Source organism: Microcella alkaliphila (assembly GCF_004216855.1).
Classification (GTDB): domain Bacteria; phylum Actinomycetota; class Actinomycetes; order Actinomycetales; family Microbacteriaceae; genus Microcella; species Microcella alkaliphila.
In genome coordinates, this window is the sequence record NZ_SGXT01000004.1 from 1 (window position 1) to 15,154 (window position 15,154).

At 64.2% G+C, this 15,154-nt stretch carries 15 protein-coding genes; 5 read left to right on the forward strand and 10 right to left on the reverse strand.

All coding sequences use genetic code 11. From position 1 onward, the window contains the following. Positions 1 to 60: 60 nt before the first annotated feature. The 4 genes from brxC to EV140_RS00470 form a co-directional block, all read right to left on the reverse strand. Positions 61 to 1,155, reverse strand: coding sequence for a BREX system P-loop protein BrxC (gene brxC / locus EV140_RS00455; RefSeq protein WP_130279999.1), 1,095 nt, complete (start codon positions 1,153 to 1,155; stop codon positions 61 to 63). 2 nt (positions 1,156 to 1,157) lie between these two features. After that, on the reverse strand, positions 1,158 to 1,760 hold the full coding sequence (locus tag EV140_RS00460) for a DUF1788 domain-containing protein (RefSeq protein ID WP_130280001.1): 603 nt from the start codon (positions 1,758 to 1,760) through the stop codon (positions 1,158 to 1,160). Continuing rightward, positions 1,757 to 2,401, reverse strand: coding sequence for a DUF1819 family protein (locus EV140_RS00465; protein WP_130280003.1), 645 nt, complete (start codon positions 2,399 to 2,401; stop codon positions 1,757 to 1,759). The genes EV140_RS00460 and EV140_RS00465 overlap by 4 nt, the downstream gene beginning before the upstream one ends. Positions 2,402 to 2,552: 151 nt before the next feature. Then, on the reverse strand, positions 2,553 to 2,942 hold the full coding sequence (locus EV140_RS00470) for an ATP-binding domain-containing protein (RefSeq protein WP_157985567.1): 390 nt from the start codon (positions 2,940 to 2,942) through the stop codon (positions 2,553 to 2,555). Between the two features lie 282 nt (positions 2,943 to 3,224). Here EV140_RS00470 and EV140_RS00475 point away from each other — a divergent pair, with 282 nt between their 5' ends. Together EV140_RS00475 and EV140_RS00480 are read left to right on the forward strand one after the other, a co-directional pair. Beyond that, complete coding sequence (locus tag EV140_RS00475) at positions 3,225 to 3,509, forward strand: toxin HicA (protein WP_241971221.1); 285 nt, start codon at positions 3,225 to 3,227, stop codon at positions 3,507 to 3,509. Next, complete coding sequence (locus tag EV140_RS00480) at positions 3,502 to 3,825, forward strand: type II toxin-antitoxin system HicB family antitoxin (RefSeq protein ID WP_130280007.1); 324 nt, start codon at positions 3,502 to 3,504, stop codon at positions 3,823 to 3,825. Before EV140_RS00475 ends, EV140_RS00480 begins: the two co-directional genes overlap by 8 nt. Here the strand turns inward: EV140_RS00480 and EV140_RS00485 are convergent. Continuing rightward, positions 3,822 to 4,130, reverse strand: coding sequence for a hypothetical protein (locus EV140_RS00485; RefSeq protein WP_198674307.1), 309 nt, complete (start codon positions 4,128 to 4,130; stop codon positions 3,822 to 3,824). The two genes, EV140_RS00480 and EV140_RS00485, sit on opposite strands and share 4 nt — an antisense overlap. Positions 4,131 to 4,440: 310 nt before the next feature. Here EV140_RS00485 and EV140_RS00490 point away from each other — a divergent pair, with 310 nt between their 5' ends. Continuing rightward, the gene (locus EV140_RS00490; RefSeq protein ID WP_130280009.1) at positions 4,441 to 5,049 is read left to right on the forward strand and encodes a hypothetical protein; all 609 of its coding nucleotides are present in this window, start codon (positions 4,441 to 4,443) and stop codon (positions 5,047 to 5,049) included. Positions 5,050 to 5,750: 701 nt separating this feature from the next. Here the strand turns inward: EV140_RS00490 and EV140_RS00495 are convergent. Beyond that, a complete protein-coding gene (locus tag EV140_RS00495) occupies positions 5,751 to 7,592 on the reverse strand; it encodes an NERD domain-containing protein (RefSeq protein ID WP_198674308.1) in 1,842 nt (613 codons plus the stop codon). 156 nt (positions 7,593 to 7,748) lie between these two features. Here EV140_RS00495 and EV140_RS00500 point away from each other — a divergent pair, with 156 nt between their 5' ends. Further along, the gene (locus EV140_RS00500) at positions 7,749 to 8,501 is read left to right on the forward strand and encodes a hypothetical protein (protein ID WP_130280013.1); all 753 of its coding nucleotides are present in this window, start codon (positions 7,749 to 7,751) and stop codon (positions 8,499 to 8,501) included. Between the two features lie 121 nt (positions 8,502 to 8,622). Here EV140_RS00500 and EV140_RS00505 read toward each other — a convergent pair whose 3' ends face one another. Genes EV140_RS00505 through EV140_RS00520 form a run of 4 tightly spaced genes read right to left on the reverse strand, consistent with a single transcriptional unit; the run spans position 8,623 to position 13,712 of the window. Next, positions 8,623 to 10,530: a glycoside hydrolase family 127 protein gene (locus EV140_RS00505; protein ID WP_130280024.1), complete on the reverse strand. Its 1,908-nt coding sequence runs from the start codon at positions 10,528 to 10,530 to the stop codon at positions 8,623 to 8,625. Between the two features lie 51 nt (positions 10,531 to 10,581). Beyond that, entirely contained in the window at positions 10,582 to 11,406 is an 825-nt protein-coding gene (locus EV140_RS00510) for a carbohydrate ABC transporter permease (RefSeq protein ID WP_130280026.1), read from the reverse strand. After that, positions 11,406 to 12,425 (reverse strand): carbohydrate ABC transporter permease, encoded by a 1,020-nt coding sequence (locus tag EV140_RS00515; protein WP_130280028.1) that lies wholly within the window; start codon positions 12,423 to 12,425, stop codon positions 11,406 to 11,408. The genes EV140_RS00510 and EV140_RS00515 overlap by 1 nt, the downstream gene beginning before the upstream one ends. A gap of 6 nt (positions 12,426 to 12,431) precedes the next feature. Further along, a complete protein-coding gene (locus EV140_RS00520; RefSeq protein WP_130280030.1) occupies positions 12,432 to 13,712 on the reverse strand; it encodes a sugar ABC transporter substrate-binding protein in 1,281 nt (426 codons plus the stop codon). Between the two features lie 219 nt (positions 13,713 to 13,931). Here EV140_RS00520 and EV140_RS00525 point away from each other — a divergent pair, with 219 nt between their 5' ends. Continuing rightward, on the forward strand, positions 13,932 to 14,972 hold the full coding sequence (locus EV140_RS00525) for a LacI family DNA-binding transcriptional regulator (protein ID WP_130280032.1): 1,041 nt from the start codon (positions 13,932 to 13,934) through the stop codon (positions 14,970 to 14,972). Positions 14,973 to 15,154 lie beyond the last annotated feature (182 nt).

Sequence of the window (15,154 nt, forward strand, 5' to 3'; positions counted from 1 at the left end):
CCCGCGGGTTCCGCAACCGCGACAACTACCGCCTCCGCATGCTCCTCGCCGCCGGCGGCCTCACCCCATGACCCCCACCGAAAGTCCGAAGAGCCCCTTAAGCGAAGTCGTCCCGGCCGAGTTCTTTTTGAGGAGCCGCTTGCGGATCACTTCCTCAACGTCCGCACTAGAGAGGCTGACGCGCATCTTGAAGCGGCCCTGGATCTTCGAGAAGTCGTGCGCAGTGGCCTTCGTGGGATCACCGATAATCCGGTCGATTGCTTCCTGACTCGTGACGAACACCCAGGCCCGACCCTTGGCCCTCGTGTTGAGCGATTCGACGATCGTCTGAAGGTTGAGCATGAGCTTGGTATCGTCGCCGATGTACTGACCAACTTCGTCAACGAAAAAGTTGAGCCGAGTTCCCGGGGCCTGAATGTCAAGCCAAGCGACAACTTCGTTGGCAAATTCGTCGATGTCAACGCGATAGGAGTCACGGTACTTCTCGAGGATGTTGACAGGCGCACCGTTTGCTGTCCCCGTGATCTCTGCATACGCAGCCGCAACGTTCGGCTCCTCCAACACGTCAAGCTCGCGGCCTTCATTCCATGAGATGCCCGCGATGCGTCGATAGGCGTCCTTGAACTCGTTCAGCACTCCCCTCATGTCGAGGTCGCGCTCGAATCGAGCAACGTGCGGCTGCATTCCGTAGTAGCCACGGCTATTGTTGAAGACCTTAATGAAGACCTTTAGAATCGCATCCGTTTTGTCGCCGCCTTGTGCGTCAGCAACTTGGTCGATATTGAACAGCAGGCTCCGCGCAGGGATACTTTCGGCCTTCTTTAGCGACGCCATGAGGAAGTTATCGCTGGTCTTGGACATGAAGCTCTCGGACACTTGCGCGCGGGGGAGCTTGTGACCGTCGACATCACCGAGAAGGTGCGCGAGCATCTTGAGGAGGTGCGACTTGCCAGAACCGAAGAAACCTGAAATCCACACGCCATTAGCGTTTGTGTAGTTCGTGTAATCCTCAAGGAGGTTGGAGAGTGCCTTCTCTGCTTCATTCGTGAGGACGTACTCCTCGACCTCCGTACCAAGGTGAGTGGCGTCATCGGCCTTGATCACCCCATCGATCGGGCGTGTGATGTCTTTCTCGAAAATGTCATGAAGTTTCATGGTCAGGCCTCCCGATCCCGGATGTCGAACGCCCGGTAGTAGTTGTCGTCCTTGAGGCGCCCAAAGAGCACCAATGACGAGCCAGCGGCCCCGGACTGCTTGTAGTCGCCGGGGAAGTACATGAGCATGGGCTTGTTCGTCACAACAGACTGCAAATTGTTGAGCACATTATGCGAGCGTATGTAGGGGAATACCTCGCCAATGCCGGTGAGGAACAGAATGTCGTGGGGTATTGAATCGAGGCGCTGCCTAATCGCCGGGATTAGCTTCGAACCGGGATCGAGCATGTTTTGGAGCGGCTTCAGGAGGGCGTCCTTCCCTTGCCTAACCTCTAATTCGAGGAGGCGGTCCCAAACCCCCCGACCTTGGAGCATGTCGACCGTGAGGTCGTAGAGATTGATCTCCAGGACCGTTACCCCCCTGTCATTCTTCAGCTTGTTCTTGATCCGCTTCTTAGCTGCTGCAACGGCGAGAGCGTCTTCGGGGTCGTAGGGGTAGATGAAAAACGGAACCTCGTTGCCGAGCCCTTCCATCTCAAGAAATCGGCGGCTGCCGAGCACCGAGAGAAGGTGCTGCTCCTGCTCCTGTACCTGCTGAATCGTCATGAGGCCTCCCTCGTGGGCAAGAGACGGATGTCGCTCGACTCCCGCTTCACAAGTTCGTTACGCACCCGAGTTGACAACACAGTCGGGATGATCAGACCCCGAGCTGTCAGGAAATTGGCTTCCCTCATCATCAGAAAGAGGTTTGTTCGCAGCTTCTGAATGGTCGACTCCTTGAGGTCGGCGAGCTCGGGGTGCCACAGCGCCTTGCCCCGCACAAATGCCTCGAAGTGCTCAACAGTAAGGTCGGGAGCCATCAGCAAGAATCGCTCGCGAAGCACATCCTCAGCGAAATCGGCAATGAACTTATAACGGCGGCACGCTGCGACCCACATCAGTTGCGCCCGTTCCTCGGAGAGACCATCGAGGAGAATCTCGCGCTCTGCCGGTGTCAATTCGTGAACTCGCTGAACAAGTTCTCTGGCCAAACGCTTCGCACTCGCAACTGTCCGGGACTGAAGCGCATTGTCCGCCACCAGCGCGTCAATAACGACGGCCCAATCTTGAAGCCTGTCGAACAGCCGCACTGCTTCGGGCGCGCTTTGGGTGAAAAGCCCACCAGCCGTAAAGGAGAGTCGATATCTCGCAGACCCTTCACTCACTACGACAACCGCCTTCAAGATTCGAAAATGCGCCGAATGCATCCCGGTTGAGAAGCCTATGGCTGACCGGCGACATCTGCGGTGCGATACGCGAGTCTCCATCGTCACACGACCGCATGGCACCCCAGAAGAGCCTTGACCTGAACGATCAATGTCGACCGTCGTACTCGGCGGGCCGACCACGAGTCCCACCTCAATCATGCGGGATCGGAGAGCGGTGCAGAACTCCGCCGGTCGCCCCGCCGAGAACGCGCACTCCCTCGCGATGGGGCAGGTGCATCCGGTCGCTGGCGAGGCGCCACGGGGCGCCCTCGCCGCGCAGCACCGTGCAGGCGTAGCGGGCGCGGGTCATGCCGACGTAGAGCAGGTCGTTCCAGTTGAGGTTGTGCTCGTCGGCCCAGGCGGCCGCTTCGGCGGTGACGTCCGTGACGATGACGGCCGGAGCATCCAGGTCCTTCGATTTGAAGATCGAGCGCCAGGCGACCGGGCGCTCCCCCGCGAGCAGCGCGCGGCCCTCAGCCACGCTGTCGACCTGCAGCGAGCTGGGAGGCGAGGCGGGCATCCGGTCGGCGGAACGATCCACCGGGCGCGACAGAGTCGCACCGATCGCCCGCACCAGGCGCGAAGCCACCCGGCAGTGGCGGCGCGGGCAGGACCGCGAGCGAGACGGGTGGGTGCGAGACATCACTCGACGCTATCGAGGGCGATTCAGGAAGGCGAGGGTGGGGGGCGGAGTGGCGAGGGGTGGGGTGGCCCCAGTTTGGGGGTGGTTGACAAGACCGAGCGCACAAACTTCGCATGTCGGGGGTAGCCCCTATCTTCGTCGCGAGGATGTGGCAGAAAAGAAGCGAAAGCGGTACCATTAGTGACACCACAAAGGAAGATCGAGCGGCTTGTCACGCAGATGCGAGCCTCGCCGACGTCGGTTAAGTTCAGCGACCTGCAAGCGGTGTGCACTCACTACTCCGGCCCACCCAGACGGTCGAGCGGAAGCCACGTCGTCTACACGATGCCGTGGGCCGGAGACCCTCGAGTGAACATTCAGAACCAGGGCGGTTCGGCGAAGGCATACCAAGTGCGGCACGTCATCAAGGCCATCGATCACCTTGCCGCCTCACACGACTCCGAGAAGGGCACCGCCGATGAGTGACGACCACTACACCTACCGCGTCACCTGGTCGCCCGAAGACGGCGAGTACGTCGCGACCGTCGCCGAATTCGGATCGTTGTCGTGGCTCGATGCCGACCCGACCGTAGCCCTGACGAAGCTGCGGAACGTAGTCGCGGAAGTCGTCGCAGATCTTCAGGCCAATGGCGAGCCGGTTCCCGAACCGCTCGCCGACCGGCACTACAGCGGCGAGTTTCGACTCCGTATCCCGCCAACCCTCCACCGCACACTCGCGATCGAAGCCGCCGAGCAAGGCATCAGCCTCAATCGGCTCGTCAGCGCGAAAGTCGCGGGCTAAGCGCGGGCGCCAGCAACCGAAGGAGTCATGCCGGGAGGCTGGCGGTGACCTCCGTCATCAAATCCGCCGAGCTCTTCGAGTTCGTCACGCGAGAAGCCCGTGATCTCACTGACGATCGATGGGAGCGTGCCGTCGAGACGCGCAAGCGAGGCCCGCACGGCCGCAGCGATCTCATCTCGGTGGTTCTCGACGTACTCACGAACGGCAGCGTCGACCAGATCCTTCTTCGTGCGGCCGAAGTAGTGCGAAACCTCGCTGACGAGACGGTCGGTCTCTGGCGAAACCTTCAGCGGTGCAGTTGCCATTGATCTCCCCCATCAGAACGATCGCTGGTACCCGAGTACCATACGGCACCTGCCTGACAACAGCTACGGGATGCATGTCGGAGTTTGGGTCTACCGTCCCGCCATGATCACGACACGGGCCTCCGCGCAGCAGTGGCGGCCGCCACCACCGCAGCGCCGGCCCCGCCGAAAACGCGCACTTCCTCGCGATGGGGCACGTGCATCCGGTCGCTCGCGGGGCGCCAGGGGGCGCCCTCGCCGCGCAGCACGGTGCAGGCGTGTGCGAAGGCTCACATTGACATAAATTGTCGCCTAAGAGACGATATATGTCATGGACATCACGACGCGCGCTGCGGCACAGCAGCTCGGCGTAAGCCAACGCCAAGTGCAACGACTCGCACAGAGCGGCCGCGTCACCCACCGCACGGTCGCCGGGCGCACCATCGTGTCAGGGCGCTCACTCGTCGCCCTCAGCCGCTCAGCAACGCGCGGACGGCGCTGGAACGACGAGACAGTGCGCGCGGCGTGCGAGCTGCTCGAGCATGGCAACACCGAGCTCATCAGAGGCAGCCAGCGCAGTCGGTTGCGCGCAAGGCTGCGCGGCGTTTCCGCGGCAGAACTTGCCCTGCACGTATTGGGCGGGCGCGTCACGCTGTGGCGAGCGACCGGGCAATCCGTCTCGACGATGGTCGAAACAGACGCAGCTGACGGGCTGAGTTCGACCGGCGAGGGTCTCTCCGTGAAAGTGACGGAAGACGCGGCGGCACTGGCGCGACGCTCCCGACTGCTTGCAGACAACGACGGCAATCTGCTGGTGGTTGAACTCGCGACGACCGCACCCGGCATCGTCGCCGACATCACGCAGTACGCCTACGGAGACGAACGCACGAGCAGTGCCGCACGGCGGCGCATCGAGGCTCGACAGGCCGCACTCGCGTGACCGACGAATTGCTCGTGCCGTATCCGCCCGGAGGCTGACGCGAGCCGTGGCCGCGAGTCTTCGAGTTGGCCACAGCGCTTCCCGTCGAACGCTGGGCACTAGTCGGCGGACTCATGGTGCAGGCGCATGCTCTTGCCGTCGGTGTCGAGACCGTCAGAGTGACCATTGATGTCGACGTTGCTGTCCGCATCGAAGCAGGGGTTGCCGACTACAGTGCGTCGGCGTCAGCGCTCAACACACTTGGCTACACGCTCGACGAATCGACGGCGTACGCGTACCGCTTCACCAGAGGAGCAAACGTGGTCGACCTCATGGTGCCCGATCATGAACGACCACCCCCGCGATATGCCCGTCGAGACGTCATGGAGATTAACGGTGGGCACCAGGCGATGAGTCGACTTCAACTGATGCGTTTCGACGGTACGGGGAATGCCCTCGACGTACCCGTTCCGAACCTCCACGGAGCGCTTGTGCTCAAAGCGGCTGCACTACTCGTTGACGGAAGAGACCGCGGCCGACACCTCCTCGATGCCATCACGCTGTTGGCCTGCATCACTGACGTCGAACCCATCGTGGCCGATCTTCGAGGGTCAGACCGCAAGAGGCTGACGTTCCTGCTCGATCAATTCGACGAACAGCTCGTGATTGCAGCCCAAGCACCGGCAGACACGGTCGCTCTCGCGCGCCGCACCGCCGACGACCTACGCCAAGGGCTGACCGGGACGAAGTATGCCGAGAGGGGTTTGCATGGCCCCGCCGAGAACGCGCACTCCCTCGCGATGGGGCACGTGCATCCTGTCGGTGGCGAGGCGCCAGGGGGCGCCCTCGCCGCGCAGCACCGTGCAGGCGTAGCGGGCGCGGGTCATGCCGACGTAGAGCAGGTCGTTCCAGCTGAGGTTGTGCTCGTCGGCCCAGGCCGCCGCCTCGGCGGTGACGTCCGTGACGACGACGGCCGCGGCGTCCAGACCCTTCGCCTTGAAGATCGAGCGCCAGGCGACCGGGCGCTCCCCCGTGAGCAGCTCGAGCAGGGCCCGCTCCTCTTTATTCTCGGGCTCGCGGGCGAGGAAGCGGCCCACCAGCGACGACTGCGGGCCGAACGGGCTCAACACCACGATGTCCTCCGGCTCGTACCACTCGCCCAGCCGCTTCAGGGCGGTCAGCAGCGCCGGCAGCTCGCGGCCGTTGGCCACCTCGTCGACCTGCAGCGAGCTGGGAGTCGAGGCGGGCATCCGGTCGCACGAATGGTCGAGCGGGCGCGCCAGCGTGCGACTGATCGCCTGCAACAGCCGCGGAGCCACCCGACAATTGCGACGCACCCGCGCGTGCACGAGCGCCGGGGCGAGAAGTCGGGCCTCCGCCAGCGGGTCGGCGCGGTCGTCGCGGGCGCGCATGATCTGCTGGCCGCCGTCACCGGCGAAGACGAGTCGCGCTGCAGCGGGGTCGCTGCCCGTCGTGAGGGCGGCGAGCACCCGCATCAGCACCGGAACGCCCGCAATGTCTTGAAACTCGTCGACGCAGATCGCGTCGAAATTGCCCCGCTCAGGATGCTGTTCCAGCGCCTCGAGCGCCCGCTGCGGCAACTCGCCGCGATACCAGGCGTCGTCGGCATCCGGCGGGTTCGCGTCGAGGCCCGCCACGCGCAGCATGACGGCGTTCAGGTCGGCCACCTCGAGGTCGAGGCCGCTGGACCCGACCATGGCGCGCAGCTCGTCCGCCATGAGGAGGTTCCAGCAGGTGAGCAGGGTGCGGCGGCCCGCGCGGGCGTGGCGGCGTGCGGAGACCGCGACCAGCCAGCTCTTGCCGCAGCCGGCCGGCCCGTCGAAGAACACGTGCCTGTTCATCTCGAGCAGTTCGAGCGCGAACTCCTGCTCTTCCAGCAGGGCGCGCTCGTCGATGAGACGCTGGCGGCGGCGATCGGCCGGAGACGTGACGGCCGTGAAGGAGGCGAGCAGAGCATCCGCGATGCTGTTCGCGTGCTCGGGGGTGAGGCTGGTGGGGTCGACGGCGACGTTCTCGGCCTCGCCGAACCAGGCGTTGTGGGCGTCGAGGGTCTTCTCGACCAGCGCGGCCGGGTGCGTGAGGTCGTCGGCCCAGGCGAGCTCCCACTCGAAGAAGGTCAGGTCGCCCGGGGTGGCGTTGTCGAACTGCCAGCGGCCCAGGTTCGTGAACCAGACGAGGCGGGCGATCGGCTCGTCGCCGAGCAGGAGGTCGCGCTGTCTCAAGAAGTGGCGGATGCTGCGGCGGGCCCCGTCAAGCTGGGTGAGCGGATTCTTCGTCGGGGCGGGGTTCTTCGCCAGAAACCACTCGCCGTCGCGGTACTCGACGTGCTCGGCCGTCTTTGCCTCGATGAGCAGGATTCCGCGGTTCGGGGCGATGACGATCGCGTCGACCTCGCCGGAAAGGCCGGCGACGTGCTGGGCGAGCTGGAGGCCGGTAAGGATGACCCAGTCGTTCTTGTCCTGGATGCCTTCGAAGGCTGTGAACAGGATGCGCTCGCTGCGGTTCGCCTTGTCGCTCAGGCGGGTCGGGTGCATGCGGGGCATCCCTCGACGGTATCGAGCAGGGTTCAGGAAGGCGAGGGGGCGGGCGGGAGTGGCGAGGGGTGGGGTGGCCCCAGTTTGGGGGCCATCTGCAGGCGAGGCCTCGCGCATGTCAGTGCAGGCCGCTAAACATGACGAGACCCAGAGTGAGGAGTCGTCGTGAGTCCAGAGCCGATTCGCCGCGAGCCGGGGCCGCGCGACTGGACGCCCAGCGGCGGCTACCAGTACGGCAGTGCCGCGGCGACCGCACCGTCTGCGACGACCGCCGCGACCGGGCTGGCGAGTCGCGGGTTGCGGGCGAAGCGCCCGCGGCGAACCCGATCAAGCGCGTCGCGCGATCACGGGTTCGCGGCACTCATCGTCGGCGTCATCGCCTTCGCCACCGCCGCCATCTCGTGGCCCGCCGGCGAGGGCGGCTACACCGTGCTGCTCTCGACCATCGGGCTTATCGCCGTCGCCCTCGGTATCAGCACTCTTCGCGCGTGGCGGGTCGGCCTCGCCCGGCGGCGGGGCATGGCGCGCACCGGCGTCGCCCTCGGCGGTCTCGCCCTCGCCTCCAGTGCGATCATCCTCGCCAACGGATGGTTCGGGCTCACACTGCCCGCCCTGCCCGACGTGACGCGCGCGGTCGTGGCCTCCGCGACGGGGGCGAGTACAGCATCCATAGATCAGGATGCGGTCGTCAGCGACGGGGCCGTCATCGGGGCACCGAATGCGGCCATCGTGGAGGCTCCAGTGTTTGCGGATGCCCAGAGTGAGTTCGTGCGGCTCAGCATGGAGCTCGGCACATCGTGTACGTCATCAACAATTTCTCTGCGGGCGGCGCACCCGACGCGCTCTACGCCGTCGGCAGCGGGCACGCACACGTGGCACCCGACGGGCGCGTGCTGGCTCCCGACAACGAGTGGGTGACCACCGGGTACGCGCGAGGCGTCGACGGCAGCTACGTCATCACCATGACCGGGGCGCAGCACGGCAGCGTCGCGTACTACCACTCGGGCGTCGGGGTGATAGAGCGGCGGTAGGGGCGTGCTTACCCGACGGGCATCCAGACCCGCATCGTCGAAGGGCCTCGATTACCCCAGCGGTGGTACGGAATCAGCGGCACCTCGAATACCGACGCCTCGACGGAGGGCGATGCGCCGACAGCAGCACCGAACGGCCACTCCGCGTCGTGATGAGTCACGGCTCGCACCGGAAGGACCGGGCCATCAACCGTGTCGCGTGGCTCCCCCGCGACTCTCAGATCGTCGACGGCGAATTCCTCAGACGCGAGACGTTCGACGCACAGCACGACAGGACCGCGCTCGAACGCGACCTGGTTCCGCAGCCCGTCGATCCGCTGGTCTGCTCGACTCACCCGAGTGGCCATTGGCAACGTCAGGACAACACGATCTCCCACCGTGAGGCGCCGCGCGATTCGCGCCCAGCCCGGGTCCGCGCTCGACGCCTCACCGTCAACCTGCACAGTAGCGCCACCCGCCCAGCCTGGCACGCGAAGAACCAACTCGGCACCGCCCGACGGTGCCGACGTCACCGTGAACGAAATAACGCCCTCGGATGGGTAAGAAGTATCGACGTCAAGGATGACCTCGCCGCCCTCAGTTTCTGCGCTCACCTCCCCCGCGACGTACTGCGCTAGGTAGACCGCCTGCCCATCGCTCATCGCCACGTAGGCGCCCAGTGATGCAACGGTGCGCGCGACATTCGTCGGGCAGCACGAAACGGCAAACCACGGAGCCCTCAAGCTTGCCGCGGCGCGCGGGCTCACCTCGTCCGCAGCGGCGACGACCCCGGGGGCCGATCGATGCAGAGTGTTCGTGTAGAAGAACGACCGACCATCCTCACTCGGAGACGTCGCGACCACGTTGAACAGCGCGCGTTCGACCTGATCGGCGAAGAACGAGTCCCCTGTCGCCAGCAACAGCCGGTGGTTCGCCATGATCGAGCCGATGCCCGCACAGGTCTCGCTATACGCACGTTCCGAAGGCAACTCGAAGTCTGCGCCGAACGACTCCCCCTCATGATGTGAGCCCATCCCGCCCGTGATGTACGTGCGGCGGGCAAGCGTGCGTCGCATCTGACGTTCAGCGGCGCTCAGCAGCTCGTCGTCGTCGTCTTCAATGGCGAGGTCGATCGCACCAGCCAGCAGATATGTCGCGCGAACCGCGTGACCACGAAGCACCTCGGCGTCACGCACTGTGACGTCGTCCTGAAAGTACTGTCGACCAAATTCAATGTCCTCGAGCACCTGCGTACCGCGCCGCTCGAGGAACAGGCGAGCTTGATCGACATAGCGTTGCTCACCGAGCAGACGGCCGAACTCGATCAGTGCTGGCTCAATCTCAGCGTGACCACAAACCGACTCAATACCGCCCTCCCCGAATACCTCGCACACGTGGTCAGCAGCACGGCGAGCGATGCGTACCAACTCGTCCTCCCCCGCAGTGCGCGCCCGAGCCACCGCAGCCTGCATGAGGTGCCCGTAACAGTAGAGCTCGTGGCCCCATTCGAGGTCGGAGTATCGAGGCGCTTGACCGGGACGCCCGAACATTGTGTTCAGATATCCGTCCGCTTCTTGCACCCGTGCAATACGCGCCACGATCGCTGAGTAGCGCTGCTCGAGATCTGAGTTCGCTTGCCGGCCGAGCTCCCATGCCATCGCCTCGAGCAGCTTGTAAACATCCGAATCAGAGAACTCGCGGCCGCGGCGGTCGTCTGGCAGACGACCCTCGACGGCGGCATCAAAGTTGCCGATCCAGCCCAAGCGCTCCATCCAGTAGTCGCAGTGCGCGATCATCGTCGACGCATTGAGGCTCTGCAGGTCAGCCCAAAACCCTCCCGAAATGCGAACCGCGTCGGAACCCACAGGCGACAAGACACCCCTGCTGGGGCTCACGGGCGATGCGATGGTGGTGCGGGCAAATGCAGACGTAGACATGAAGGGATCTCTCTCGTCGGGGCGAACTGGCAGATATGACGCGTGGGGGCGCTACTTGACCGCGCCGAGGGTGAGGCCCTCGCGCAACAAGCGGTAGGTGAAGAGGAAAAGAATCAAGATCGGAATCGACGTGATCACTGCCAGGGCCATGAGGCCCGGCCAGTTGATTCCGAACGCAGACACCTGCGAGGCGAGAAGGGCGCTGAGCGGATAGTTGATCGGGGTCAAGAAGAAGTTCACGGCGTACAAGAACTCTCCCCAGGCCAGCAGGAAGATGAGTGTTCCCGTTGTTGCGATGCCGTTTCGCGCGAGCGGCAACACCACCGAAAAGAACGTGCGCACGACTGACGACCCGTCGATAGCGGCGGCCTCCTCCAGCGCCGTCGGCACCGACCGGAAGAACGGTCGCAGCAGCAGGATGGCGAAGGGAGTCAGCAGCGCCGAGTCGGCGATGATGAGGCCAAGGTTCGTGTCCAAGAGACCCCACTGGCCGAACAACTGAAACAACGGGATGACGTTCGCGGTCTGAGGCATCATCTGCAACACGATCAACAGGCCGAGGACAACCGTCGTGATGCGCGAGTCGACGCGCGCAAGGCCGTATCCCGCGGGAATGGCGATCGCGAGAACGAGCACCATCGTGCCGGTCGCAATCACGAGTGACTGCTGCATCGCCGTATACAGACCGACGTTTTGGAGGGCTGTGACATAGGCGTCGAATGTGGGCTCGAACAAGAACGACGATTGCGAACCAATCACATCGGCAGGCGACTTAAGCGACGTCAGGATGATCCACAGAAGCGGTACCGCGTACATCACAAAGACGACGAAACGCAGAGGGCCGGCCACCGGCTCCGCAAGAAGTCTGCGACGCATCAGCCGATCTCCTCTCGGCGAACACTTCGGGAGTAGATGACGGCGAGCACCGCCACCATCAGGACGGCGATGACAGCAGTCGCCGATCCGAGCCCGAAATCGAAACGGATGAACGCCTGCACGTATCCGAGGAACGGCAACGTCGTCGTGGCGGTGCCAGGCCCGCCGAAGGTCATGACGTAAATGAAATCGAACGACCGGAATCCGTAGACCACCGTGAGGACAAACAACACGAGGGACGTGGGACGAACCGCGGGGATCGTAATGAACCGAATCTCTTGCCAGCGAGAAGCCCCGTCGACGCGTGCGGCCTCGAACGCCTCCGCTGGGATGCTGATGATCGATGCCCGAAAAACGAGCGCATTGAACGGAATCACCACCCAGGCATTGACCATGGCGACCGACAACAGAGCGATCCGATCGTCAAAAAGGAACGGCACTGCCGAATCAATCAACCCAAGGTCAAGTAGCACGCTGTTGATGAGCCCCTGAGTGCCGAGAAGGAACTTCCAGACACTGCCGTTGACAACGGGCGGGAGAGCCCAAACGAACACGAGTAGGGCCAGGATCGTGGCGGACCACCGCCCAGACTTTGCGAGGAGGATCGCCACGGCAAGCCCTCCGATCAGCCCGATCGTCGTGACGATCGCGACGAACAAGAGCGTGTTGACCACGACACCGCCGAAGGCGCCCTGGCCCAGGTTGCGCACCACATTCTCGAGGCCAACGAACTGCCAGTCGGAACCGAGATTGCTCACGCGCACGTCGCTGACGCTCATCCGGAAGAGCTGGATGATCGGGAATACCGCGAACGCGGCCAAGAACACGACGGCGGGGGCAACGAAGAGAAGCTGTGTTCGGCGCTTTCGGCTCTCGTACGAGAGCCGCGCCGTTCCCGGAGTGCGCCCCCCGCGCATCCGACGCCCACCGGAGGACCCAGCGACAGACGAGGATCCGGCGGCGCCGAAACCTGTCATGCGGCTGGCGGGGAGCGACTCGGATGCGCGAGGGGACGTCATCGCGCGCTACAGCAATCCGGCAAGCAGGTCGACCATCTGCTGAGCTGCGTCTTCGGGTGACAGCTGGCCGCCGATGACGGCGCTCCAGATTTGGCCGACCTCAAGCTGTTGGTCGGCGACGGCTTCCGCCGGCACCGCGGGCGCCGGATAGTTACCGCCATTGTTCGCGATCGACGTGGCAAAGGCGTCAAGAAGCGAGTTTGACGTCACAACATCGTCGCCCGCCGCGTCCAGGCGGGACGGGATGCTGCCCACGAGGTCTGCCGCGATCACACCGCCGTCATAACTGAAGTACGTCTGCTCGAGGTACTGCCACGCAAGATCGGGGTTCGCGCTGAACGCGCCGATCGCCTGGCCTTCACCGCCGAGATAGACCTGACCGCTCGAGCCGATCGGCAGCGGCACGACTCCATACTCGAAACCGGCCGTTGATGCTGCTGTGCCCTGCTGCCAGTTGCCGTTCTCAGCAAACGCGACACCACCAGCGGCGAAGGTCTGGAACGGCACTGTCTGGTCCCACGTGACGGCCTCGCGGGTGAGCGCACCGGACTCCGTCCACCTCTGAACCATCGTGAAGGCGTCCACGAGTGGCTCGACCTGCGGGTCGGCGTAATCGAACCCAAAGGCGGTCAGCCACGGGTACGCCTGCCACTCACCCTGCGAGTTCGGCAGACCCGACAGGGTGATGCCGGCGTATCCTGCCGCGACCGCCGCATCCATGGCGTCATTAAGCTCGTCGAGCGTGGTTGGAGGCTCGACGCCGATCTCGTTGAGGATCTCGGCGTTGTACCACAGGCCGAGCAAGTTGACGTAGCCCTGAGCCGCGTAAACCTCGCCATCGAGGCGGTGCACCACGGAGTCGGGGAACTGGCCGGCGTCGGCGAACGAGTCCCAGTAACCGGTCATCGGAGCGAGCGCGCCGCCGAGGGCGAGGGTGCCCGCGTCGGCGCCGTTGAAAACCACAACGTCGGGGCCCGAGCCACTGGCAGCCGACGAGATCAGACGAGGGTTGAGTTGGTCGTAAGGAACGAAGACGTTCTCGACCGTGACTCCCCCGTTGGCGGACTCGAAGATCTCCTTGTAATCCTCGAGGATCTGCACCTGGTTTTCGTCGCTGAAGTAGTGCCAGACACTAATGGTCTGACTGGTGGAGGGAGTGCCGGGATCGGCAGTGCCGCCATTCTCACTTGCGGAGGGCGTGCACGCGGCGAGGGCAAGGGCCCCGGCAGCCAGCACGGCGCCCGTTGCGAGCGCCCTCCTGGGTCGAGAAACGGAGTGTCGCTTCATGTGATCTCACCTGTCTGTGATCGTCGTTGATGGACAGGGCTCGGTGGGGAACCGTGCCGACGGTTGCGGAAACTCCGAAACCGTTTTCGGAACGCTAGCACCGCAATTGCGGTCTAGTCAAGGTGGTGAAATCGAGTCTTGCAAAAGTTTCCGAAAATGGCCCAAGATGTGTCGTGCGGCTTTTCACCGCCACCGTCCACCACCGCGGAAGAGAACACCATGACCACGACGACCGGCACGACCGACGCGCCCGAAGGCGAGAGCGAAGCGCGTCGAGCTACGCTGCGAGATGTCGCCACGCTCGCGGGCGTGTCGATCGCAACAGCATCCAAGGCCCTCAACGAGAGGGCCCATGTGCGAGAAAGCACCCGGGATCGGGTACTTGCGGCCGCCACGGAATTAGCGTTCACCCCGAACCAGGCGGCACGCAGCCTGACGAGCGGGCAAACCGGCACCGTGGGCCTCATCGCCGACGACCTCGACGGTCGATTCAGCCTGCCCATCCTGATGGGCGCGGAAGACGCGTTCGGCACCGGGCAGGTCTCAGTTTTTCTCTGCGATGCGCGCGGGGACGCGATTCGAGAGCGGTACCACCTGGACGCTCTGCTCCGACGAAAAGTCGACGGGATCATCGTTGTCGGAGCGCGAACCGACGCCAGGCCTCCCCTCGTCGGAAGAATTCCGGTGCCGGTCATCTACGCATACGCGCCGTCTACCGACACGACCGATGTGTCCGTCGTCCCCGACGATGTGCAGGCCGGCCGAGACGCCGTGAGTCATCTCCTCTCCGCCGGGCGACAGAGGATCGCGCACATCTCGGGCGATGCCGCCTACACGGCGGCTCAAGAGCGCGCCACAGGGATAGCGAGTGCGCTGGAGGCCGCGGGGCTCGAGCTCGTCGGGGGGTCCGCGCAGTTTGGTGCGTGGTCAGAACAGTGGGGCCGCGGGGCAGCACAGCGCGTGATTGACCAATACCCCGAGGTCGATGGAATGATCTGCGGCAACGACCAGATCTCTCGCGGCGCACTCGAGACCCTCCAGCGATCGGGCTGGAATGTTCCCCACCAGACGTCCGTCATCGGCTTCGACAACTGGGAAGTCATGACGACCGGCCCGTCTCCGACCCTCTCGAGCATCGATCTCAACCTCGAACAACTGGGTCGCACCGCAGCAGAACTGTTGTTTGAGTCGATCCAGGGGCAGGTTGAGCCGGGCATTCGGCGCATCACACCGAGGGTCGTGACTCGAGAGAGTTCCTAGTGCTCGGCAATGGACTCGCTCCCGGTGAGTTTCGCAAAGGCTGCACACGCGGGCACCTCCAGAACCCGCCGAGTCCTCCCGATTAGCGGCTCATCGCAATTGAGGGTGTAGCAGTGGCCTGAAGCCGCCGGCTTCGAGCAGTGATCTCGCGATGTAGTTGGTCAGGTTGCGGAAGCCGAGGG